General features: G+C 36.3%; 20 protein-coding genes. 12 read left to right on the top strand and 8 right to left on the bottom strand.

Annotated features, from left to right (window positions below):
* Nucleotides 1-2 precede the first annotated feature (2 nt).
* Nucleotides 3-221 carry a hypothetical protein gene (locus H6W52_RS01560; protein WP_116096206.1) on the top strand — a complete coding sequence of 73 codons (219 nt, stop codon included), beginning with the start codon at nucleotides 3-5 and terminating at the stop codon, nucleotides 219-221.
* Between the two features lie 15 nt (nucleotides 222-236).
* Nucleotides 237-2,750 carry a M1 family metallopeptidase gene (locus H6W52_RS01555; protein ID WP_116096208.1) on the top strand — a complete coding sequence of 838 codons (2,514 nt, stop codon included), beginning with the start codon at nucleotides 237-239 and terminating at the stop codon, nucleotides 2,748-2,750.
* A gap of 265 nt (nucleotides 2,751-3,015) precedes the next feature.
* Here H6W52_RS01555 and H6W52_RS01550 read toward each other — a convergent pair whose 3' ends face one another.
* On the bottom strand, nucleotides 3,016-3,423 hold the full coding sequence (locus H6W52_RS01550; protein WP_116096210.1) for a hypothetical protein: 408 nt from the start codon (nucleotides 3,421-3,423) through the stop codon (nucleotides 3,016-3,018).
* 333 nt (nucleotides 3,424-3,756) lie between these two features.
* Here H6W52_RS01550 and lipA point away from each other — a divergent pair, with 333 nt between their 5' ends.
* Nucleotides 3,757-4,623: a lipoyl synthase gene (gene lipA, locus H6W52_RS01545; RefSeq protein WP_076395321.1), complete on the top strand. Its 867-nt coding sequence runs from the start codon at nucleotides 3,757-3,759 to the stop codon at nucleotides 4,621-4,623.
* A 64-nt stretch (nucleotides 4,624-4,687) separates the two neighbouring features.
* On the opposite strand, the gene H6W52_RS01540 is transcribed toward lipA, so the two are convergent.
* From H6W52_RS01540 to H6W52_RS01525, 4 genes are all read right to left on the bottom strand, one after another.
* A complete protein-coding gene (locus tag H6W52_RS01540; RefSeq protein WP_116096212.1) occupies nucleotides 4,688-5,227 on the bottom strand; it encodes a lipocalin family protein in 540 nt (179 codons plus the stop codon).
* 320 nt (nucleotides 5,228-5,547) lie between these two features.
* Nucleotides 5,548-6,282 carry a LytR/AlgR family response regulator transcription factor gene (locus tag H6W52_RS01535; protein ID WP_185216390.1) on the bottom strand — a complete coding sequence of 245 codons (735 nt, stop codon included), beginning with the start codon at nucleotides 6,280-6,282 and terminating at the stop codon, nucleotides 5,548-5,550.
* 42 nt (nucleotides 6,283-6,324) lie between these two features.
* Nucleotides 6,325-7,041, bottom strand: a complete 717-nt coding sequence (locus H6W52_RS01530) for a hypothetical protein (protein ID WP_116096216.1) — start codon at nucleotides 7,039-7,041, stop codon at nucleotides 6,325-6,327.
* Between the two features lie 7 nt (nucleotides 7,042-7,048).
* Nucleotides 7,049-8,749, bottom strand: a complete 1,701-nt coding sequence (locus tag H6W52_RS01525; protein WP_241277896.1) for a histidine kinase — start codon at nucleotides 8,747-8,749, stop codon at nucleotides 7,049-7,051.
* Nucleotides 8,750-8,957: 208 nt separating this feature from the next.
* On the opposite strand from H6W52_RS01525, the gene H6W52_RS01520 reads away from it, so the two are divergent.
* The 4 genes from H6W52_RS01520 to H6W52_RS01505 all read left to right on the top strand — a co-directional run bounded on the left by H6W52_RS01520 (nucleotide 8,958) and on the right by H6W52_RS01505 (nucleotide 12,953).
* Complete coding sequence (locus H6W52_RS01520) at nucleotides 8,958-10,343, top strand: vWA domain-containing protein (RefSeq protein ID WP_157967232.1); 1,386 nt, start codon at nucleotides 8,958-8,960, stop codon at nucleotides 10,341-10,343.
* Nucleotides 10,344-10,465: 122 nt separating this feature from the next.
* Nucleotides 10,466-10,819 (top strand): hypothetical protein, encoded by a 354-nt coding sequence (locus H6W52_RS01515; RefSeq protein WP_116096222.1) that lies wholly within the window; start codon nucleotides 10,466-10,468, stop codon nucleotides 10,817-10,819.
* Nucleotides 10,820-11,082: 263 nt separating this feature from the next.
* Nucleotides 11,083-11,757: an SIMPL domain-containing protein gene (locus H6W52_RS01510; RefSeq protein WP_116096224.1), complete on the top strand. Its 675-nt coding sequence runs from the start codon at nucleotides 11,083-11,085 to the stop codon at nucleotides 11,755-11,757.
* Between the two features lie 11 nt (nucleotides 11,758-11,768).
* Nucleotides 11,769-12,953, top strand: a complete 1,185-nt coding sequence (locus H6W52_RS01505) for a VWA domain-containing protein (protein ID WP_116096226.1) — start codon at nucleotides 11,769-11,771, stop codon at nucleotides 12,951-12,953.
* A gap of 203 nt (nucleotides 12,954-13,156) precedes the next feature.
* Here the strand turns inward: H6W52_RS01505 and H6W52_RS01500 are convergent, their stop codons facing one another.
* Nucleotides 13,157-14,362 (bottom strand): NAD(P)/FAD-dependent oxidoreductase, encoded by a 1,206-nt coding sequence (locus tag H6W52_RS01500; protein ID WP_116096228.1) that lies wholly within the window; start codon nucleotides 14,360-14,362, stop codon nucleotides 13,157-13,159.
* A 111-nt stretch (nucleotides 14,363-14,473) separates the two neighbouring features.
* Between H6W52_RS01500 and H6W52_RS01495 the strand changes: the two genes are divergently transcribed.
* Together H6W52_RS01495 and H6W52_RS01490 are read left to right on the top strand one after the other, a co-directional pair.
* Entirely contained in the window at nucleotides 14,474-14,854 is a 381-nt protein-coding gene (locus tag H6W52_RS01495) for an STAS/SEC14 domain-containing protein (RefSeq protein WP_116096230.1), read from the top strand.
* A 175-nt stretch (nucleotides 14,855-15,029) separates the two neighbouring features.
* Complete coding sequence (locus H6W52_RS01490; protein WP_116096232.1) at nucleotides 15,030-15,374, top strand: mannan-binding lectin; 345 nt, start codon at nucleotides 15,030-15,032, stop codon at nucleotides 15,372-15,374.
* A gap of 51 nt (nucleotides 15,375-15,425) precedes the next feature.
* On the opposite strand, the gene H6W52_RS01485 is transcribed toward H6W52_RS01490, so the two are convergent.
* Nucleotides 15,426-16,628: an MFS transporter gene (locus H6W52_RS01485; protein ID WP_185144387.1), complete on the bottom strand. Its 1,203-nt coding sequence runs from the start codon at nucleotides 16,626-16,628 to the stop codon at nucleotides 15,426-15,428.
* A 160-nt stretch (nucleotides 16,629-16,788) separates the two neighbouring features.
* On the opposite strand from H6W52_RS01485, the gene H6W52_RS01480 reads away from it, so the two are divergent.
* Nucleotides 16,789-17,652 carry an AraC family transcriptional regulator gene (locus tag H6W52_RS01480; RefSeq protein WP_185216388.1) on the top strand — a complete coding sequence of 288 codons (864 nt, stop codon included), beginning with the start codon at nucleotides 16,789-16,791 and terminating at the stop codon, nucleotides 17,650-17,652.
* Nucleotides 17,653-18,045: 393 nt separating this feature from the next.
* On the opposite strand, the gene H6W52_RS01475 is transcribed toward H6W52_RS01480, so the two are convergent.
* The gene (locus H6W52_RS01475) at nucleotides 18,046-18,522 is read right to left on the bottom strand and encodes a hypothetical protein (protein ID WP_116096236.1); all 477 of its coding nucleotides are present in this window, start codon (nucleotides 18,520-18,522) and stop codon (nucleotides 18,046-18,048) included.
* 114 nt (nucleotides 18,523-18,636) lie between these two features.
* On the opposite strand from H6W52_RS01475, the gene H6W52_RS01470 reads away from it, so the two are divergent.
* Both H6W52_RS01470 and H6W52_RS01465 read left to right on the top strand, forming a co-directional pair.
* Nucleotides 18,637-19,887, top strand: coding sequence for a CinA family nicotinamide mononucleotide deamidase-related protein (locus H6W52_RS01470; RefSeq protein WP_116096238.1), 1,251 nt, complete (start codon nucleotides 18,637-18,639; stop codon nucleotides 19,885-19,887).
* A gap of 91 nt (nucleotides 19,888-19,978) precedes the next feature.
* The gene (locus H6W52_RS01465) at nucleotides 19,979-23,377 is read left to right on the top strand and encodes a glycosyltransferase (protein ID WP_116096240.1); all 3,399 of its coding nucleotides are present in this window, start codon (nucleotides 19,979-19,981) and stop codon (nucleotides 23,375-23,377) included.
* The last annotated feature ends 325 nt before the right edge of the window (nucleotides 23,378-23,702 follow it).

Genomic DNA, 23,702 nt, shown 5'->3' with positions numbered 1-23,702 from the left:
CAATGAAATATTTAAAAATAAATACCGAAGAAACTGCCGATCTTGAAGCACTGAAAAATGCAATTCTTCAGATGAAAGGCATAGAATCCATAGAAATTATCGACGAAGAAAATCCGGAAAGCGAACTGAAAAAAGTTTTTGCCAAAACCAAAGAACAGTTCAAAAAAGGAGATTACGAAACATTGGTAAACGATATTTTTGATATTTTAACTAAAAAATAATTTAAGAAATAAATAATGAAAAAAGCCATTTTATCGATTGCTTTACTGGGCGGAATTTTATTTTCCGCAAATGCAGCCGCACAAACCGAAACTTCGGGAAGAGAAAAAGTATACAGAGCCACTCATACCAAAGTAACGGAGCTGAAACACACGAAGCTAAAAGTAAATTTCGATTATCAGAAAGAACAGATGAACGGGGAAGAATGGCTTACAGCCGCACCTTTTTTCTATCCGACCAACGAACTGACGCTTGATGCAAAAGGAATGCTGATCCATGAAGTAGCGTTGGATATCAATGGAAAAAAATCTCCTTTAAAGTATGATTATAAGGATGATGTTTTAAAAATTACTTTAGACAAAACCTATCAGAAAAATCAGGATTACACAGTTTACATCAAATATACAGCACGCCCGAACGAAGTAAAACAGGAAGGAAGTGCAGCAATCAGTGATGCAAAAGGTCTATATTTCATTAACGCACAGGGAACAGATCCGGATAAGCCAACACAAATCTGGACGCAGGGTGAAACGGAATCTTCTTCTGCCTGGTTCCCGACCATTGATAAATCCAACCAGAAAACAACGCAGGAAATTTACATGACGGTTCCTGATAAATACGTAACACTTTCCAACGGATTGCTGAAAGATTCTCAAAAAGAAGCAAACGGTTTAAGAACCGATCATTGGGTGATGGATAAAAGACATTCTACCTATCTTTTCTTCATGGGAGTGGGAGAGTACGCTATTGTAAAGGATAAATGGAAAAATATTGCGGTAGATTATTATATAGAGAAAGAATACGAACCGTATGCAAAACAGATCTACGGAAATACACCGGAAATGATCGAGTTTTTCTCTAAAAAATTAGGCTACGATTTCCCATGGTCGAAATACGCTCAGATTTCCGGAAGAGATTATGTGAGCGGAGCGATGGAAAATACAACAGCAACGTTACACGGAAGTGATATTTTACAGAAACCGGGGCAGCTCATCGACGAAAATACATGGGAAGATACCATTGCCCACGAATTGTTTCACCAATGGTTCGGAGATCTCGTAACGGCAGAAAGCTGGAGCAATCTTACGGTAAACGAATCTTTCGCCAATTATTCCGAATACCTTTGGAACGAATACAAATACGGAAAAGATCAGGCAGATTATCACCAGATGAAAGATGTAAACAACTACATCCATAATCCTGCGGATTTCAAAAAAGATTTGGTAAGATTCGATTACGATTCCCGTGAAGATGTTTTCGATTTGGTAACGTATCAGAAAGGTGGAGGAATTCTTCATATGCTGAGAAACTATTTAGGAGACGATGCCTTCTTTGCAGGAATGAACGATTATCTGAAGACCTATGAATATCAAAACGGAGAAGCACATCAATTAAGATTATCTTTCGAAAAAGTTTCGGGAAGAGATCTGAACTGGTTCTTCAACCAATGGTATTTCGGAAGCGGACACCCGAAAATTAAATATTCTTATACTTTCGAGCCGGTTAAAAAACAGGTTGCCGTAACCATAGAGCAGACGCAGGAACAGCCTTTCCAGTTTCCTCTGGCAATCGATGTGTATGATAACGGAAAACCGAAAAGATACAATGTTTGGGTAAATGCAGAAGCAAAAAATACCTTTAATTTTGATGTTTCTAAAAATGCAGATCTGGTAAATATTAATGCCGACGGAATTTTGGTGGCAGACATTACCGATACCAAAACACCGGAGCAATATGCAATGCAGTATGCGGGATCAAAAGAATTTAAAAGCAGATATCTTGCAGTAAGCGGAATCAAAGATCAGGTGGGAAAAAATCCGGCAGCTACAAAATTACTGGCAGCCGCTCTTAAAGATCCGTTCTTCAGAACGAGAATAAAAGCGTTGCAGTTAATGGATTTATCAAATCCTGAGCAATTTAAAGCGATGGGAGCAGAAGTAGAAAAATTAGCTTCCAATGATCCTAAAACTTTAGTACAGGCTGCAGCGATTTCGGCTCTGGCAAAAACGAAGGATAAAAAATACCTTCCGGTTTTCGAAAAAGGAGTAAATGCCGTTTCAAACGCAGTGAAAGGAAGTTCGGTGAGCGCTATTATTGAAATAGATCCCGCAAAAGCAAGTACTTTAGCCGATAAGATTGATCTGGAAGGCGCTCCTGAAAATTTGTTGTCTAAACTTTTACCGGTGATCGTTAAAAATAAGGTGACCTCACAAATGTCGAATATTGCGCAGGTAGCCGCATTTTATCCTTTCATTAAATTCCAGAATCCTGAACTGGGCAAAAGTGCGGAAGAAGGCTACAACTGGATTATGAGTTCTGATAATCTGAAAGCGACAGAAAGCATCACCAAAATGCTTAATCAGGCAAAAGGACAGATCGGGAACAATCCTCAGGCGAAAATGATGATCTCCCAAATGCTGAAAGACGGTCTTGCCAAAAAAATGGAACTTCTGAAACAGAATCCTCAAAATGCAGCAAGCATCAATAAGCAGATTGACGCAATTAACAAATCCATTGAAGATTTTAAATAACCTTTGAAAATTATATTGAAGTTGTTTAAACTAATTTTAAATTTAACCGCAAAGGGTACAAAAGACTTTATTGGATTTATGTAAAGTATTTCAAAAGTCTGCAAAGAGAAAAAATCTTTGATTTTTTAAACTTATGTGTTCTTTTTTTCCATTGAATGATTAAACTTAAGAAACTAAAGTGTTTAAATCTTTTGTGGTAAAAAAGTTTAAACAAATTTATTAAAAAAGCACTTCTGCAAAGAGGTGCTTTTTTACTTTAATGTCATCAGATATAAATTTTTTCCTTTGTTTTAGGCAGCAGAATTTCTCTTCTTTTTTCCTGATTTCTGTTTTGCAGATTGATTTTCATTCCTTTTTTAATAAAGACTTCTTTCTTCGAATTTCCGTATTCTTTTTTGTTGGCAACCTCCTTTTCGTAAACAATCTTTCCTGTAGAAAGATTAAAGTCTACCGTTGTCCAATATTCTTCAGGTTTTCCGCTTTCAGAGAAAAAGCCGATTAACTCAAAATGACCGTTCTGAAATCTGTACTTGTCTGTACCGCCCCATTTCCAGCTGCTTCCGCCGTAATGGCTAATTTCCAGAATTCCGTTTTTTATCTCGGTTCCCTGATACGGATCGCCCATCATTCCCCCGTCGTTACTTCCAAGAATTGCTTTTCGGGATTTTTCCAAAACAGTCCATTTATTATTTACCTTCTTCAGAATCTGAATTTCGCGGACATCTCCGGAATCGCTGTTGGTCGGAATATCATAAACTAATACTTTTTCAGGGATTTTATCTCCGTCAAGATCACCCTCAACAGTTTCATTGATCTTTGAATTTTTCGGCTGAAATTCTTTCTGCGCAAAACAGAATGTGCTGGAAAATAAGGGCTAGAATGCAGAATGTGTTTTTCATAAGATATTTTATAGTTTAAAATTACTGAATTATATGTTTCATCAATGCCTGTCTTTGATTGTTTCGATAAAAAAATCACTAACTTTGAACCTCAATTTGAGAAATAAATGGAGAATTTAGTTCAGGATACTACCGTTCAGAAACCAAAATGGATTCGTGTAAAACTTCCTACCGGAAAAAACTACCGAGAACTGAGAACTTTGGTTGATAAATATAAATTAAATACCATTTGCCAGAGCGGAAGCTGTCCGAATATGGGCGAATGTTGGGGAGAAGGAACAGCTACTTTCATGATCCTTGGAAATATCTGTACCCGAAGCTGCGGATTTTGCGGGGTAAAAACCGGAAAACCGATGGATGTAAACTGGGACGAACCTGAAAAAGTGGCACGTTCCATTAAATTAATGAAGATCAAACACGCTGTTTTAACATCTGTAGACCGTGATGATCTGAAAGATATGGGGTCTATTCTCTGGGCAGAAACCGTAAATGCAGTAAGAAGAATTTCTCCGGGAACTACGATGGAAACTTTAATTCCGGACTTTCAGGGGATCACAAAACACATCGACAGATTGGTAGATGTAGCTCCGGAAGTAATTTCTCACAACATGGAAACGGTAAAACGTCTGACAAGAGAAGTGAGAATTCAGGCAAAATACGAAAGAAGTCTTGAGGTTTTAAGATATTTAAAAGAAGCAGGACAAAGAAGAACAAAAACAGGAGTAATGCTTGGTTTGGGCGAAACAAAAGAGGAGGTTTTCCAGACGATTGAAGACATCAGAAACGCAAATGTGGATGTAATTACTTTAGGACAGTATTTGCAGCCTACAAAAAAACACCTTCCTGTAAAAAAATTCATTACTCCTGAAGAATTCGATGAATTTGGGGATTTTGCAAGAAGTTTAGGATTCAGACATGTTGAAAGTTCGCCTTTGGTAAGAAGTTCTTATCACGCAGAAAAACATATTCATTAAAATAAAAATCGCTCCGTTTTTGGAGCGATTCTTTATTTGGTTTTGTCTGATATTTTAATTCAGATTAATTATGTTTAACCCAGATTAATTTATCTGTATTATAACCTACATTTTTTGCTTTTTCTAAAAATCTCTGGCGGATGCTTTCAGGGATTTCTTTTGTTCGGGACAGAATCCACAGATATTCAAGATTGTTTCCCATGACCAAAGCGTACTGATAATTATCGTCGATATCTACCACATTATATCCTGCCCAGATCGGCTTAAAAAAAGAAACTTTAAGGCGTGCCTCATCTTCTTTTCCAACGAATCTTGCTTCACCAACGGACTCTTTCCATTCTTTTTTAACGTAGTTGTACCCTTTGTTGTCTACTTTTATCGTTCCGTTTGGGTTTTTAGAGTAGGTTGCCGTTACATTATCCATGTTTTTCTCGAATTTGTAATCGAAACGGGCTATTTCATACCATGTTCCCAAATATTTATCTGCATTAAAATTCTGCACAGCCGTTGCTCCTTTAGGAATTCCTACGGAACATGAATTGAGAATAAATAATCCTAAAATACCCAGAGAGACAGGGATTGCTATTTTCTGAAAAGTCTTCATAATAGAAATATTTTTGTAGTCGTCCTGAAAAGTTCAAAAATGATGCCTGAACGATTGGTAAGAAGTTTTCTAATAATCCCTTCGACAAGCTCAGGGTGACATCTCGAATACTAACCGCAATATTTTAAAATTGTAAGAAGCTTATCGAAGCCTTTATTGGTAAAAGGGATAAGTCAATTCTTTTAATGTTGAATCTTTGCAGCCCGACTTGAACGGAGCTCTTTTTGTGAAACAAAAAAGCGGGAGCGGAAGACATAAATGAGAGAAAAGTGAAGGCTTTTATCGAAGTTTACAAACGAAGTTTTAAGCTGCCCAAAAAATCAGGAAAAAACTTTCAGAAAATTGTCTTTGAAACTTCCGGAAACTTCAATTTCGGTATGGTCGGAAAGGGTTACAGTTCCGCTTTTGTGGTAAGATTTTACAAAGCCTGTGTTGATGATGTGTGAACGGTGAACTCTTACAAAAGGATTTTCCAGCAGGTCATCGAAATGCTTTAAAAAGCGGCAGACCATTTTTTTAGAACCATCGGTAAGATACACCTGCGTGAAATTTCCATCTGCCTGAAGTCTTACAATGTCTTCTGTTTTCACCACATCGAAACCCTGCAAAGTCGGGAGAATTAATTGTTGTTTTTCGGGTTTTAATTTTAAATTTTCGAGAAGGATTTTGTTACGGTTAAGTTCCTCTTTGCTTTCCAGACTTTCTGCCACTTTATTAACCGCTAAAATAAGCTCCTGAATGTCAATTGGTTTTAAAATATAATAACTTGCCGATTTATTAAGAGCCTGTAAAGAATATTGTGAAAATGCCGTGATAAAAATCGTTTCGTAGGAAAATTCTTTGGTTGCTTCCAAAACATCAAAAGCATTTCCGAAAGGCATTTCAACGTCCAGAAAAACCAGTTGAGGCTGTTTTTCGGCAATCAGCGGAACGGCTTCTTTGATATTTTCGGCTTCACCAAAAATTTCAACCTGAGGACAGTATTTGGTGAGATAATTCCTCAGAACATCTCTTGCAATCAATTCATCGTCTACAATTACAGCTTTTATTTTCATACTTTTAGGTTTTAGGTGGCAGATTTTAGGTTCCGGGAAAGATTATTGATATTTTCCGTTAGAGAATTTTAAAGTTTTGTAGGTTGTTTTTGAGGTTTCAAAGTCTTTGCAATTGCCCTTTATCAGTTTTGTTCTCCTGTTTATATTTTGTGTCTTGATGATAAGATCTGTAAAATTAGCGGTTGTTTTTTTGTCGAGATCTATTGTGGAAGTGGTCTCATGAAACTCTCCTGCACATCTTGTGTCCCATTCTCCGCCGTACGAATACACTTCGAATCTGTTCAGAATTTTTTTCAGGCTTCCGTTTTTCCTGTAAAAAAGAGAAAGCTCTTCTGTTGAATAAGGATTCGGCTGGCTTTGTCCCCGAAAACTGGCTCTGATTCCGAAAGCACGGATGTCTTTGCTTACTGTATATAAACCTGTATCAATTGTTATTCCGCTTAATCCGACTGCATCGGATGTAATTTCTTCGGGATCGTAATACTTATTTTTAATATTGCCTTTTTCGTCAGTAATCAGGATATAATTTCTTACAGTGTACATTCCTTCATCTTCCTGTCCATCGAAAATAGGCAATACAACGATGTAAGAATCTTTCTCATTCGGCATTTTCTTTTCTGCGTAAAATTCTGTTCTGATCTGTGATTTGTTTATTTTCAGTGCTTTAACAACAGTTTCAAAACGGGAAGAATTGATTTCCTGTCCGAACATCATGAAAGATGAAATTAAAAATACAAAGGCTAAAATTTTTCTCTTCATTCAGTGGTTACATTAAATTCAATTTCAAAATCACCAAAACGCCGGAATTGTTTTCTTTATCTTTCACAGTGCACGAAATCTCTTTTTTATACAGATCATTCAGCAGATCGATTCTTTCAAGAGTGTTTTTCATTCCGCGACCTTTTCTGGCTTTCTGATGCTCGGTTTTCTGCTTTTTGCTTTCCTCAATCCCGATTCCGTTGTCTTCAACGGTTATTTTGAGCTGTTCGTTTTCTTTTTCAAAACTTAAATTTAAAAATCCTTTGGTTGTTCTGTAACGTAAACCATGCCATATTGCGTTTTCTAAAAATGGCTGAACCAGCATTCCCGGAACTTTGAGACTTTGTGTGTTTAAACTTTCATCTACATGAATTTCATAATCAAATTTATCGGCAAAACGTGTTTTTTCCAAAGCCAGATAATTCTGTAACAGATCCAGCTCCTGCTGAAAAGGAATGAAATCTTCGGTGGAATTTTCCATCACGCCGCGCATTAATTTTGAAAATTTGGTTAAATATTGGTTGGCTTCCAGTTCATTATTGGTGGCTATAAAATGATTCACAGAATTTAAGCTGTTAAAAATGAAATGCGGATTCATTTCGCGGCGCAGCGATTGTAAAGCGATTTTTTTATTCTTGATCTGAACTTTTTTGAGTGTTCTGAAAATGAAAATAATTAACCCGATTAAAACAATCAATGCAAAAATCAAACTGTAGTTGAAAACATTTTTCTTGCGGATCAGTTCATCCTTCAATTGTTTTTCCTTTTCCAGTTGGGCAATTCGCTGTTCGGTATCTTCAAGGATTTTTTCATCGACCAGACTTTTGTCTTTTGAAACCAGATCCGGCAGTTTTCCGAGAAAATCACGATATAATTTGACAGAAGCATCCGTATTTTCAGAAACGTTGTAAAGACTGTCGAGTTTTTTTACACTTTTCTGCGCTTCCAGTGTATGACCTTTTTCAAGCGCGATTCCGTATGATTTTTTTAAAAGATCGATGGCTTCTTTCGGATCATTTTTTTTGATGTAAATATCGGCAAGCTCCTGAATCTGTTCCACCTGCTTTTTTGAATTTTTTTTAACGAAATCTTCTTTTAAAACGGTCTTTTTTGCTTCAATCGCTTTGTCGAAATTTTTATTTTCAACGTAAAAATCTGTTAATTTCTGGTTGATTTCCAATGCCTGTTGCGGTGCTTCTTTTTTAGAAATTTTATAGGCATTCGTAAGATTTACCTCCGCTTTTGGAATGTCATTCTGCTGAATATTAATATCCGCCATCTGCGTGTAATTCGCAGCCAGTTCGCCTTTATCTTTTTCCTTTTCGTTAAGCTGGATATTGTTCTGAATGGCTTCTTCTTTAGCTTCCGCAGAATTTACGGAAAGTCTCGTCACGTCATTGGAATTCAAGGCACGGCTTTTAGAATAACTTACTTCTGCCGCTCTGTTGTAATTGCTAATGGCGGGAGAAATTTTATTCTGCTTTTCCTGAGACTGTGCCAGTTTTCGGCTTGCCTTTTCAATATTCGGTTTGTCGTTTAATTTTTCGTAGATATTTTTTGCTTTGGTGTAATATTCTTCACTTTTCTGAAAATTTCCGTTGTTGAAAAACGATTCTCCGATGTTGTAGTAAGAATCTGCCTGTGAAGATTCGTCTTTTGTATCGACCGCTTTCTTCAGTTTCTTCGTCTGAAACTGAATATCTTCCACAGTTTTGTTGCTTTGAGCATAAAAAATATTCCCAAAGATGAATAAACAAAAGATGGCGAAAAGATGACACATTTTCATAAAACAAAGATATACATATATATAATGTGCAAAAAATTATTCACCCAGTGAAATTCTTCATTCACCAAGTTTCGTATTTTCTGCGGGATTTATGAGGCTAAGTTTGTGGCATAATTCAAATGTAATCATCATGAAAAATTTATCTTTCCTAAACAGAAGTACATTAGTTTACCTTTTCTCTTCAACATTTCTTTTCAATATCTCAAAAGCGCAGTTAGGAGTTTCTTCAGGCTCTCTTTCCCATACGGTGAGCAACGGTCTTTCAAGTGCAAATGAAAGTGGATTTCTTAATGAAAACACGATTATTGTAGAAGATTTTATGAATTACCACAAACATCAGATTAAAATTCCGAAGAAAAATGAAGTGGCTTTAAACATTGATTACGACAATGCAATTCTGAATTCAGACGACAATTTTTTACTGCAAATCGGGCTCGCAACGCAAAATGTATCGGCTAGAGAGAACTCCAACAAAGTAAATGTTTCTCTGGTCATTGATAACAGCGGATCTATGGGTGGCGGAAAACTTGAAAAAGTAAAAACGGCACTCAAAGTTTTTATAAAAGGATTGAAACCTGAGGATCTCATTTCTATTGTAAAATTTGATGATACCGCTAATCTTGTTTTAAAATCATCAAAAATAAAAGATGTTGCCGCAAATTTAGATGCAATTATTGAAAGTATTTATCCTGCAGGTTCCACCAATATTCATTCGGGGATGATGATGGGTTATTCTGAAGCGCAAAAACACAATACCAAAGACTACAACAGCAAAGTAATTCTTCTTACCGACGGAATGACAAATTCCGGAATTACCGATCCTGAAACAATTCTGAAACAGTCGAAAGAATTTAATGACAGAGGAATAGACATCAGTACGATCGGAGTCGGACAGCAACTGGATTTTGATCTGTTAAGGAGAATCGCCACTTACGGAAGAGGTTCCAATTATTTCATCGGAGATGCTGAAGAAGATATTCAAAAGACCTTTAAAGATGAATTGGAAAGCCTTTTATACAATATTGGAAAAAAGCCGAAACTAACGATCAATCTTCCTGAAGGAATGAACATTAAAACATTTTACGGTTATCAGCCAAAATATATTTCTGATCATGAAATAGAAGTAGAACTTGAAAATTTAGATTGCGGACAAACCCAGATTTTCCTGATGGAAGTTGAGAAAAATGAATTAGAAAATTCTTCAGTTACGGCTTCTCTGGTTTATGAAAAGAATGATGAAGTGAAAAATATTTCTTCTAAAAAAGAATATGATGAAATGACGGAAACAACTCAACAAGAATTAAAGAAAAATTTTCAGATTGCTAAAATGACGACAGCACTCAAAAAAGCAGCAAAAGATTTTTCACAAACCAATATGGGAAATAGCAAAAAATCCATGCAAAACATCATCAGTTATTATCAGTCTTTCTGCGATAAAAACGACGAAGATCTGAAGAGAATTTATAATATCGCCTTAAAATATTCATCCGGACAACGCACAAAATCTTATTATTAAATCTTAAGACTCTTTTGTTCTTTTACTGATCGCTATATGAAAAAATTGTAATATGAAAATTGAAATTCTGTTAACAATCAACCATTTAGCAATACATACCTTTGCTAAAACCAAACATAACTATGAAAAAACAGTTTTACTTTTTTCTTTTACCTGTATTGTTCCTGCAGAGTTGTTCGTTTCTTGAACAGAACAATTTCATTGAAACCAAGATCATTTCCAGCGATCTCAATGAAAAAATTGTTTACAAATTTTATCAGACCGGACTTAATGATTACAAAGTAGATTTTTACTCGGTAGATCAGTCCGGTTCTACCAAACTTTTTGAGCATGATATCGACGATGCGCTTGCAAATTCAGATCCGTATCATATTTCGGAGAGTAATGACGAAATTATCATCCGTACCACACTTTTTTCCGAAGTGAAAAGACTGGTCACGCCAAGCGGAAAATCAATTATTCTCACCAACAGATAAACAGTTCTTTTCAGGACTGTTTTTTTTATTCATCACAAAACATTATTTTCAGCTATCATTTGCTGAAAGCTGTGCCGTTTAGAGCGAAGAATATTCACAATAATTTCAATGAAAATCTTTGCGAGCATTGCGTTAAAACAATCATCATTTCCAATTTTTTTGATTTCACCAAGCCAAACCTTCATTTCACCAAGTCTCCCGATTTTCAGTTTTAAATCTGGGTAATTTTACTCTAGAAGTTTAAAATTAAAAAAAAGAAAATTATGAAACTGAGACATTTTTTACTGATCGGATTATTCCTGATGGGAGGTCTGATCAACGCACAGGAAACAAAGAAAAATTTCATTGAAGTAACCGGAATTGCAGAAATGGAAGTAGAGCCGGATGAAATTATTTTCAATCTCGGAATTAAAGGAGATAACAAAAATCAATTGGCAGACAACGAGAAACAGCTTTTTGAAATCCTTAAAAACAACGGAGTAAAAAACGAAGACATCAAATTCAAATCGATGTATCAGAATATTTATTCCAAAACGAAAATTTTCACTAAGAATCTTCAGTTTAAGGTAACAAAGAAGACCGATATGGGAAATCTTTTTGAAAGCCTGAACCAGAAGTGGGTTAACAACATCAATATTGCGGAAATTAAAAACACAAAAATCACAGATTTCAGAAAAACCGTAAAAATTAATGCCTTGAAAGCGGCAAAGGAAAAAGCAGACTATCTTCTGGAAAGTATGGGAAAAAGAACCGGAACTCCGCTTGAAATTATAGAAATTGAAGATTATACCAGTGATATGATCATGCCGATGAACTTCAAAGCTAAAGTATCCAATATCCAGCTGGAAGCAGCAGATTCTAATGTAGATTATTCTTTTGAAAATATTGATAATATCAAGCTGAAATACAGCATTAAAACAAAATACGAAATCCTTTAAAACACAAAATCATGACAGCTTTTAAAATTTTAACATTAGCAGCCGGAACCGCCGCTTTATTCGGGGTACAAAACTCAAAATTTGAATATAAAGAACCGGCGGTTCAGAGAACAGTGGTTCAGAATGTTGATAAACCTTCAGAAACGAGTATCAAAGAAAATAAAATTCAGGTGGCATTGCTTCTCGACACTTCCAACAGCATGGACGGACTGATCGATCAGGCAAAATCCCGACTCTGGAATATCGTGAATACTTTAACGACCTTAAAATACAACGGCAAAGCGCCACAAGTGGAAATTGCTTTGTATGAATACGGAAATGACGGTTTACGAGATGAAAATTACATCCGGCAGGTAACTCCTTTAACGCAGGATCTGGATCTGGTTTCCGAAAAACTGTTTGCTTTGAGAACCAACGGCGGAAGTGAATATTGCGGAGCCGTGATCCGTGATGCCTCAATGAATCTGAAATGGGATGACAATAACCAAAGTATGAAGCTGATCTATATTGCGGGCAACGAGCCTTTCGATCAGGGAAGAATCAGTTATAAAGAAGTCATTCCGACAGCGAAGAGAAAGAATATTTACACCAACACAATTTTCTGCGGAAGCCGTGATGAAGGAATCCGGACTTTCTGGCAAAACGGAGCTTCTCTGGGCGAAGGAAAGTATTTCAATATCGACAGCGACCAGAAAGTGATTTATATAGAAACACCTTACGATGTCAGAATTTCAGAATGCAACACCAAACTGAATGACACCTACATTTATTACGGAAGTTACGGTTCGGAATTTAAAAACAAACAGATGCTTCAGGACAAAAATGCCGAAGTACAGTCGGTTTCCAACGCCGTGGAAAGAACGGTTGCAAAATCCAAGAAAAATGCCTACAAAAATGATCATTGGGATTTGGTAGACCGCGCTGAAAAGGATGTAAACTTCATGTCGGACGTAAAAGCTGAAGAACTTCCTGCCGAATTGAAAGGCAAAAGCAAAGAGGAAATTAAAAAAGCGGTTGCCGAAAAATCTGCCGAAAGAGAAAAAATTCAGAAAGAAATTGAAGTATTGTCTAAAAAAAGACAGGATTTCATTGATGCCGAAATGAAAAAACGAGGAAATTCTGAAGCCGATGATCTTGGAAAAGCAATTGAAAGGTCTGTTCTGGAACTGGCAAAGAAAAATGGTTATAGCCTGTAACTCATTATCAGCAGAAATTAAATTTAAATATCTAAAGTGATTAAAAACTAATAACCATTAAAGTTGAATGAAGAAGAAATGTTGTTTTCAAAGTTCCGACAACAAATATTTTGAGTGTGGTGATCCGCGGCAATTTTTGCCGCGGATTTTTCATGGTTTCGGCGAAGGCGAAGCCTTCGCCGAAAAATTGAAAAATTTCAAAATTATCTCCCAAATTTAAAATACTTTGATAGCAGATGCTTTTTACCTTTCATAAATTGAGAAACCATTTCCATTCCGGTAACCGAAAACGTAATTCCGTTTCCTCCGAAACCCAATATGAAATAAGAGTTTTTAAAATCCTTATGTTCCCCGATATAAGGCAGCCCATCCTTAGTTTCGCCAAAAGTTCCTGCCCAGACAAAATCTGTGTAGAAATGATAATCGGGTTTTATTTTCTTCAACGTTTTTAAAATCTCCTTTTCTTTCTTATTTAAAAGAGAATCCCGTTTTTCAGCATCATAAAAATCTTCATCGCCGCCTCCGATTAGCAGCCTTCCGTCATCCGTTGTCCGCATATACATATAAGGCTCATCGGTATTCCAGACCAGCGTATTGGTGATGTTTTTAAATTTTTTTGGATCAATTTCAGAAACAATGGCGTAGGTACTTTTTAAATTTACAAAATGTTCTTTGATAAGATTTTTACTTTCATAACCAATGCAGTAGATTACTTTTTTAGCCTTGATCTGAAAACCGGAATCCACTGTAATTAAATTATACCCTTTAAAATATTCAACATCTGTCATTTCTGTTTTGTCGAAAATTTGTAACCCTTTCTTTACATTTACCTTAAATAATTCATGTGCAAACTTAAATGCATCAATACTTGCTCCCTGTTCAGATAGAATTCCGCCATATGTATTTTCAAATCCGAACTGTTTTGAAACCTCATCACTTTCAAGCCATTTTACTTTGAAACCTGCATCTTTCCTTGCGTTAAATTCTTTCTTCAGCCATGCAACATCCTTTTTCTTGGAAGCATAATACAGAGATTTTTTTCTCTTAAATCCCGAATCCGACTTAATTTCCCCGGTTAATTTTTCAAGCTTATCAATGGAATCCGAACACGCCTTATAACTTGCTACAGCTCCTTTTTTTCCTATTTTTTCAATAAGTTCAAAAAGAGGAACATCTATTTCATACTGAAGCATGGAAGTAGTTGCTGAAGTACTTCCGTTACAGAGTTCGCGTTTATCAATAAGGATTGTTTTATATCCTTCAGACATCATTTGGTGAGCTGCTAAACTTCCTGTAATTCCGCCTCCGATAATCAGGACATCACATTCTTCATTGGATTTTAAAGAAGGATAAGAAGAAATCAATCCGTTTTTCAAAAGCCAGAAAGGTTCATTAGATTTAAGATCCATAGTACTGTTTTTCTCTGTATAAACAATAATTGCGCCTTTTATTCATCTAAAATTAATATTGGTTTAATATTTGTTTTCACCCTTCAATCAAACCACATTAAAAATAATAATATGATAACAATTATTCCAGAGGCTCCGGAAAATGTTGCAGCATTCAACGCAACAGGAGAAGTGACGAAAGAGGATTTTGAGAATCTTGTTTTACCAAGGGTAAAAGCAAAGATTGAGCAATTTGGAGAACTGAATTATTTGATGTATCTTGACACAGATCTGGATAATTTTACAGCCGGTGCATGGTTAGAAGATGCACTTTTAGGACTAAAAAATCTAACCAAATGGAACAGGGCTGCAATTCTAACGGATAATCAGAACGTACAGAATTTCACTGAAATCTTCAGCGTACTGATGCCGGGAGAATTCAAATCCTTCCCGAAAGGAAATCTTTACAATGCAATGTACTGGTGCAAAAACGGGAATGAAGTAGAAGCGTAATCTGCTTATTATAAAAACAACGGAGGACTGTCTTTTTTAAGGCAGTCTTTTTTATTGATCTGAAAATTAAACTGTAAGTATAAATACTTAATTATCAATTTGGTACATTCTACGTAAAATATTTCTCATTATTGTGATTACATTTGTAATGTTAAACAAACAAAAAACTAAAATCATGTCAACATTCAAAATCAACATCATTGCGGGACCACTTTGGAGCAATGACGAAGCACAAAAATTAGGTCCGCGTATCGCGGCAGCACACTTAGGAAAGTTTACCGGACAATGGACTACCATTGTTGAAGGACAGATGAGCGTTATCGAAGTTGAGCTTAATACTCAGCCTACAGGAGACTCTGAGTATACTTTAGATGTTTTGGCAGGTCCTATCTGGAGCGACGAAGATGCTAAAGAAGTTTGCCCATCCATCTGTGCGTCTTACGGAGGAACATGGAACGGACAATGGACTACTGTTGTAGAAGGCAAAATGAGCGTTTGCGGATGCACATTTAAATTCTAAAAACTACAAATTATGAAAATCGGCAGTTTCCGGAGGAAACTGCCGATTCTTTTATTGATCACAGGAAACACAATCCGTCATCATTTCTTTTTCTTCCGTTTTTTGTGAACTGTATAACTGTTTGTATCGGAATGCAATCATCAATCCTATACACGTCATTCCTACACCTACCAAAGAAGGATAATTGAAGGAATAACCATTTTCTAAAGGAATACCTCCCAAAAACGCTCCCAATGCATTCGCACAGTTAAATCCGGCCTGCATAAAAGCGGCAGCCATCATCTCGCTTTTAGGGGCGGCTTTCATCATCATAATATTAATGGGTGCAGCAACCGACATCGACAGTGCGCCGCAAACAAAGGTAAGGACTAAAGATATAGTTTGATATTCTGAAAGGAAAAATACACCCACCAAAGAACTCATCATTAAAAAGAGTAATAACACACAGGTTTTCTCGGGGCTTAATCGGTCAGACAAATATCCGCCGACTAAATTTCCTACAACCATTCCGGCTCCTGCAAGAATCATCACATATGCCATCTGATTTTCTTTAATCCCCGAAACAACGGTCATCAAAGGCGTAATGTAGCTAAACCATGTAAATAATCCTCCAAAACCAATCGCAGTAATCATTAAAACCATCCACGCCTGCTTTTTCTTCAAAAATTTCATTTCTTCCATGAAGTGAGTATTTTCATTGGTTTCAAGCATAGGCAGCCAGAGTTTTAAAAATAATAAGGCAAATAACCCGATCACAGCAACAATGGCGAAATACCATCTCCAGTGAAATGCATGACCGATATACGTTACCAGCGGAACCATCGCGAGATTCGCAACCGTAAGTCCTGTAAACATCAGCGATATATAGAACGCTTCTTTACCTTTTGCGGCTAATCGGGTGGCAACCACGGTTCCCACTCCAAAAAATGCTCCATGCGGGAGTCCGGAAAGGAAACGGATGATCATCATCGTGTTATAATCCGGAGCAATTGCCGATAATGCATTAAACAGGGTAAAAATCATCATTAGAACAATCAAAACCTTTTTTGGCGGAAATTTTACAGAATATCCAATTAAAATCGGAGCTCCTACAACCACTCCGAAAGCATAAGCCGAGATTAAATGTCCCGCTTGCGGAATGCTGATCTGTAAACTTCTTGCAATATCGGGAAGCAGCCCCATAATGGTAAATTCTGTGGTTCCGATTCCAAGACCGCCTATTGCCAACGGTATTATTCTTTTATCTATCTTCATTTTAAAATCCTTTTAACGATCCTGAATAATTTATTGTTTCTTTTAAAGTGCAAAAGTCGATAGAAAAAATCATTTATACTTTAACGCAAATGACTCAAGTTTGCTCTGTATTAACTTTTTTAATTAATTTTGAATTGAATATTAATCAAAAGAGAACATAATGAAAATTCAGAAAGAAAATATTGAATTTGAAGAGGGGAAATCTTTTAAGCTGTTTTCACCATCCCTTAAAAACTGTTTCTTCTGGCATTATCATCCTGAAATAGAGCTGGTTTATGTAGAAGCTTCCAACGGAATCCGTCACGTCGGTAAAAATATTTCAGACTTCAAAGACAGCGATTTATTGCTCATAGGTTCCAATGTTCCTCACCTTAATTTTGATTATAAAATTCAGACCGAATGCAGACAGATGGTTTTGCAGATGCGCGAAAATTTCCTTCAGGAATATATTATGCCGATTCCGGAATTCGAAAATATTAAAAAACTGCTGGAACGTTCTTATTTGGGGTTATCTTTTTCAGGACAAACCAAGAAAACAGTCGTTGAAAAACTGCATCAGATTAAAAACGGAAACGCCTTTTATTCTTTTATCGGGCTGATCGAAATTTTGCAGATTCTTGCCGATTCCGAAGAAGTAAAAGAGCTGAACTGCGAAGATACCCGCATCAAGTGGTTTTTAAATGATAAAATCCGGATGGGAACTATTTACGATTATATCAACGAAAACTACGACAAGAATCCCAACGTCAATATTATCGCAGAAAACGTGAATTTAAGCACTCCCGCATTCTGCCGTTATTTTAAAAAGCAGACCAATATGACCTTTACAGATTTTGTCAATAATTACAGGATCAATCAGGCGAAATTATTATTGCTCCAAAACCACTGCGTTACAGAAGTCTGTTTTCAGGTAGGTTTCGAAAGCCTTTCATATTTCAATAAATTATTCAAAAAATATATCGGAGAAACGCCTTCCGCTTTCAAGAAAAAACATTTGAGCGGTGAGGAAAACAGTGCAGTTTAAAACTAAGTTTAAACTCATTTTAAATGTAACCGCAAAAGATACAAAAGACTTTATTGGATTTATTTAAAGTAATTCAAAAGTCAGCAGAGAGAAAAAGTATTTGATTTTTTTTAAACTTATGTGCTCTTTTTTCACTTAATTATTCAACTTAAGAAACTAAAGTGTTAAAATCTTTTGTGTTAAAAAAGTTTAGACAATTTTACTGATATTTAAAGTCTGATTAAACTTTTATTTAAAGTTGATCATTACAAATCAAAAAGGTCACAATAATTTTTAAAAATCTTTGATTTTTATTCTTTTTGAGCACTTTTGGTTACTATAGAAATTCGCTTCAACATCGTCTTTTGTGCCTTTTGTGGTTAATTCTGAAAATAGTTTAAACAAGTTTTTATTTTAAACCAATCCTTTGTATTCTTTCCACTCTTCAAAACGATAATCGATAACCTGCTTCATGAGATCGTAATTTTCGTACGTATCTTCGATGTGATAAAACGTTTCGTATTCGTAATCATGTTCTTCCGCTTTTGTATCGAACAGATTTACATAATCATCTGCGAAAGAGCTGAATCGGTTTCCGAAATCCGTGTCGTCTTTGTAATAATCATGGGCAAAAGCATTTCCTGTTTCGTTCAGATCATATTCAGAAAACTTTCCGTCTATGAAATCCATGATGAATTCAGCGCCGGTAATTTCTCTTCTTTTTAAACTTTGAATTTCTTCTTCATGATCTTCTTTAAATTCTTCCGAGATGAAATCGTTATTAATACACCAGTTCAGAAACATTCCGGTGTGGGTTGCTCCGTTTTTTATTGGAAGTTCTTCAGGAAAATCGCTACCGTAATGCCATGAAGCATCATCATATTTAGACATATTGAATGATAGTTTTAAACAATTTTATCCAAAAATAGAAAAAATCAATTTATATTGCCCGTCACAGGGAAAATTCCGTCATTTGTATAGAAAATTTTTTTTCGACTCTATTATATGAAAAATGCCGTTCTGATCACCATTGGTGACGAAATTCTTTCAGGAAGCACCGTAGACACCAATTCTAACTTTATTGCTGCCGAACTGAAAAATATTGGGATAAAAGTTATACAGATTTTTACCATTTCAGACCAGATTGAAACCATTAAAAAGACCATCTCTTCTGCTTTTGAGTTGGGAGATATCATCATAACAACCGGAGGTTTAGGCCCTACAAGAGACGATAAAACCAAAAAAGCCATTGCCGAATTTTTCAATGACGAAATTGCTTTAGACGAAGAAACTTTCGCTCATCTGAAAGCTTATATGGAAAGACGCGGAAGAATAGAAATTCTGGAAAGAAACCGCGAACAGGCTTTTGTCCCTACAAAATCCAAAGTGTTCCAGAACCATAACGGAACTGCACCCTGCATGATGATGGAAGAAAACGGAAAACTGCTTTTCAGCCTTCCCGGAGTTCCTTATGAAGTAAAACCTTTAATTAAAGATCAGATTGTTCCTTATTTAAAAGATAAATTCAGTCTGCATTACCTTTCCACGAGAATTGTTTCCATAGTCGGAATTCCCGAAAGTATTCTGGCAGACAAAATTGAAAACTGGGAACTTGCCTTGCCGGAAAACCTTTCTTTGTCTTATCTTCCTGTAGGAACCCGCGTTAAACTGAGACTCACGGCAAGCGGAGAGGACGACAGTATTTTGCAGCAACAGTTGGAGGAGGAGATCCAGAAGCTACTTCCTTTAGTAAAAGATCATGTAATTGCTACCTCACAGGATAAAATAGAAAAAATCCTTGCCGATATTTTAACAGATAGAAAATTGACTTTATCTACCGCTGAAAGCTGTACAGGCGGAGAACTCGCAAAAATGATTACTTCTGTTTCCGGAAGCTCAAATTACTTTTTAGGCGGCATTGTTTCTTATGCTACAGAAAAAAAGATCGATATTCTCAAAGTAAAAAAAGAAACCGTAGAAGAATTTACGGTCGTAAGTGAGCAGGTCGCTGCGGAAATGGCAGAAGGCTGTCAGAAACTGTTCAATACAGATATTTCTCTGTCTACAACCGGAGTTGCAGGTCCCCGAAAAGGAGAGGACGGAAAGGAAGTGGGAACTGTTTTTTACACCATCAGAATTAAAGATCAGGAAGTGACTTCAAAATTGTATATGCCGCATCTTGATCGACTGGATTTTATGCACTTTGTATCCCAGAAAGTCATTCAGGATCTTGTTGCCCTTTTGGTGAATAATTGATTCATAATCAGTTAATTTTTTAATTTTTTTTTAATTAATTCTGCATAGGTTTTTCACGGTTTTTGACGTTCATGAGAAAAATATCAAAATCGTGGAAAACTCAAAGCAGATTTTTCAGACTGACAGCAAAAAACGCTGGAGAAACGTTCAGTGGGGAAGCCGAATCTTTATCTTCATTGCCATATTGCTTTTTCTGGCACTCGGTCTTATGATAAAATGGGACAGAAGCCCCAAAATTCCTTTTAAAGAAGATTACAAAGCCGTTATTACGGCAAGCAAACCTTATCTTCAGGAAAACAGAATTTCCAAAGAATATAAAGGATTCCGAAGTTTCATTTCCGAAAAAACAATGCACACCAACCTTGCTAAAATCGAAAAAGCAAGAGCCGAAAGACTAAAAAACCAAAACAGAAACTGGGCGCAATTTCCGGGCGGGATACGTTCTGCATTCTATGTGGCATGGGATCCACAGTCTTTAATGTCCCTAAAAAGAAACATTAAACACATCAATCTTGTTTTTCCGGAATGGTTTTTCGTCGATCCGAAAACTGGCGATCTGAAAACCAATGTGGATTCGGCAGGATATAAAGTCATTAAAAGAACAGGGGTTGCCGCAATGCCGATTCTCAGCAATAACTTTGAGCAGGAATTCCATTCTGAGGGATTGGGAAAAGTGCTGAAAGATCCGAAAAAAAGAACCCAGCTTATTCGGAAATTAACCTTTCAATGCCAGAAACTCAATTTCAAAGGAATCAACATCGACTTTGAAGATATGAATCTGGATTCTGATGAAAACCTCATCGCTTTCATGAAAGAGCTGTCCGAAACTTTTAAGCAGAATAAATTATTGGTTTCCATGGATATCATGACGGATAATGACGATTACAATATCCGGAAATTAAATCCTTACGTAGATTATTTCATATTAATGGCGTATGATGAATATGCAGTTGAAAGCGATGCAGGACCTGTTTCCTCCCAAAAATGGATTGAAGCACAGACTGAAAAAATTTTAGCCAAAACTTCATCCAACAAAATCATTTTAGGTTTGGGAGCTTACGGATACGATTGGAGTACAGACAAGGAACAGAATAATTCCGTGACGTATATGCAGGCAATCACCAAAGCGAGTGCAAGCAAAGCGAAAATTAATTTCGACGACAATACTTTTAACTTAAATTATTCTTACACAGATTCGAAAAACAATACACATACCGTATTTTTCAACGATGCTGCTTCTATTTTTAATACGATGCGTTTCTCTACCGAATATCCTCTTGCCGGAACAGCACTCTGGAGACTGGGAAGCGAGGACAGCCGGATCTGGAATTTTTACGATAAAGATCTTACTTTTGCAGGATTATCAAAATTAAATTTAAAAACCCTTGAGAATGTAAAAGGTCAGACGATGGTCGATTACATTGGCGACGGGGAAGTTTTGGATGTTCTAAATACGCCTCATGACGGAAAAATTGCCCTTGAGATTGATCCCAAAGAAAAAATCATCACCGATGAAAATTATGTAACCTACCCAAGTTCTTACGAAGTTAAAAAATATGGAGAAGCTCCACAGAAAGAACTGGTATTAACTTTTGATGACGGTCCCGATGAAACCTACACTCCGCAGGTTTTAGACATACTGTCAAAATACCACGTTCCGGCTGCCTTCTTTTTGGTAGGATTAAATGCCGAAAAAAACCTTCCTTTGGTTAAAAGAATTTACAGAGAAGGTCATGAAATTGGCAATCATACATTTACCCATGAAAATGTGGCAAAAGTGAGTCCCGAAAGAGCCTTACTGGAAATGAAACTGACAAGATTATTGATCGAATGTATCACAGGACATAGTACCATTCTGTTCAGAGCGCCTTACAATGCCGATTCTGAGCCAACAACTTCGGAAGAAATTGTTCCGGTTGCATTGGCGAGACAGCAGAATTATCTTGATATTGGTGAAAACATCGATCCCGAAGACTGGCAGCCGGGAATAAAAGCCGATGAAATTGTAAAACGTGTTTTAGCAGGTGTAAAAGCCGAACGCGGAAACATCATACTCCTTCACGATGCAGGAGGTGAAACCCGTGAAGAAACCGTAAAAGCATTGAAAGTTTTAATCCCGACATTACAGAAACAAGGATATCATTTTACCAATCTTGCCAGTATTCTGCATAAGAACAAAGCGGAACTGATGCCTTCCATACCGAAGACAAGAGCATATTATGTAATGCAGCTTAATCTTCTTTTGGCGACCATTATTTACGGAATCAGTCACTTTTTAGTAGCCTTGTTTACCATTTTTATCGCATTGGGACTCATCAGATTGCTGATTATGTTATTCTGGGCATTTAAAGAACGAAAAAAAGAGAAAAAATTACGAGAATTTCCCGTTTTAGAATCCTATCCGAAGGTTTCAATTATTGTTCCAGCGTACAATGAAGAAGTTAACATTGTTTCATCATTAAACAATCTGTTAAAACAAACCTATCCCAATTTCAATATTATTCTGGTGGATGACGGAAGCAAAGATTCAACCTACGAAAAAGCAAAAGAAGCCTTTTCTGATCATCCGAAACTGAAAATTTTCAGCAAAACCAACGGCGGAAAAGCAACTGCTTTAAATTTCGGGATTTCACAAACCGATGCGGAATATGTGATCTGCATAGATGCCGATACAAAACTGGAAAAAGATGCCGTAAAGTATTTAATTGCAAGATTTTTAAACTCAGATCCGGATGAAAAAATCGCAGCCGTGGCAGGAAATGTAAAAGTGGGAAATACCGTAAACTGGCTTACAAAATGGCAGTCCATTGAATATGCAACCAGCCAGAATTTTGATCGTTTAGCGTATGCGAATATCAATGCAATTACTGTAATTCCCGGTGCCATCGGAGCTTTCAGAAAATCTGTAATTGAAGAAGTTGGCGGATATTCTTCCGACACTTTAGCCGAAGACTGCGATATTACCGTTAAAATTTTAAGAGAAGGGTACACCGTTGCCAACGAAAACCGTGCAGTTGCCGTGACAGAAGCTCCGGAAAGCGTAAAACAGTTTTTAAAACAGCGTTTCAGATGGACGTACGGAATCATGCAGATGTTCTGGAAACAGAGACAGACTTTCCTTAACCCGAAATACAAAGGTTTAGGACTCTGGGCAATGCCGAATATTTTACTCTTCCAGTACATTATTCCGTTCTTTTCACCGCTTGCCGATGTCATCATGTTTTTTGGAATTTTATCCGGAAACGGAGGAAAAATATTCAGTTACTATTTAATTTTCCTTTTGGTGGATGCATCTCTGGCTTTTATTGCGTTCATCATGCAGAAAGAGAAATTGGTAAATCTGCTGTATGTAATTCCTCAGCGTTTCGGATATCGCTGGCTGATGTATATTGTACTGTTCAGAAGCCTCCGAAAAGCGCTGAAAGGCGAAATGCAGACTTGGGGATTTTTAAAACGTACCGGAAATGTAAAAGAAATTGCAACGTCTTAAATTCATGATTGTAAAAAAGTTGTCTTTCAGAAATAAGTGAAACGCCTTTGTTTATCTTAAATTTTTCAAACAGAGTTTTTAATAATTCCTTGTCTGGCATTGCGTTTAAATTATCGCAGGGGTAAACAACATTTTTTAATATTAAATTACCTAACTAAACATAGACAAAGACGTTTCACTTAATTTCGAAATACAAAGATTGATAAGAAGAGATTTTCAAATTAAAAATTAAAATATAAACTGATCTTAATAATTAATTAAATTTGTTTTCATAAAAAGTAACGAAATAAAAAAAAGTTACACTTATTGTATAAATTGTAATTAT

This window comes from Chryseobacterium sp. C2(2020) (genome assembly GCF_014218915.1).
Lineage (GTDB): Bacteria > Bacteroidota > Bacteroidia > Flavobacteriales > Weeksellaceae > Chryseobacterium > Chryseobacterium mucoviscidosis.
This window is presented reverse-complemented; position numbering and strand designations above follow the sequence as displayed.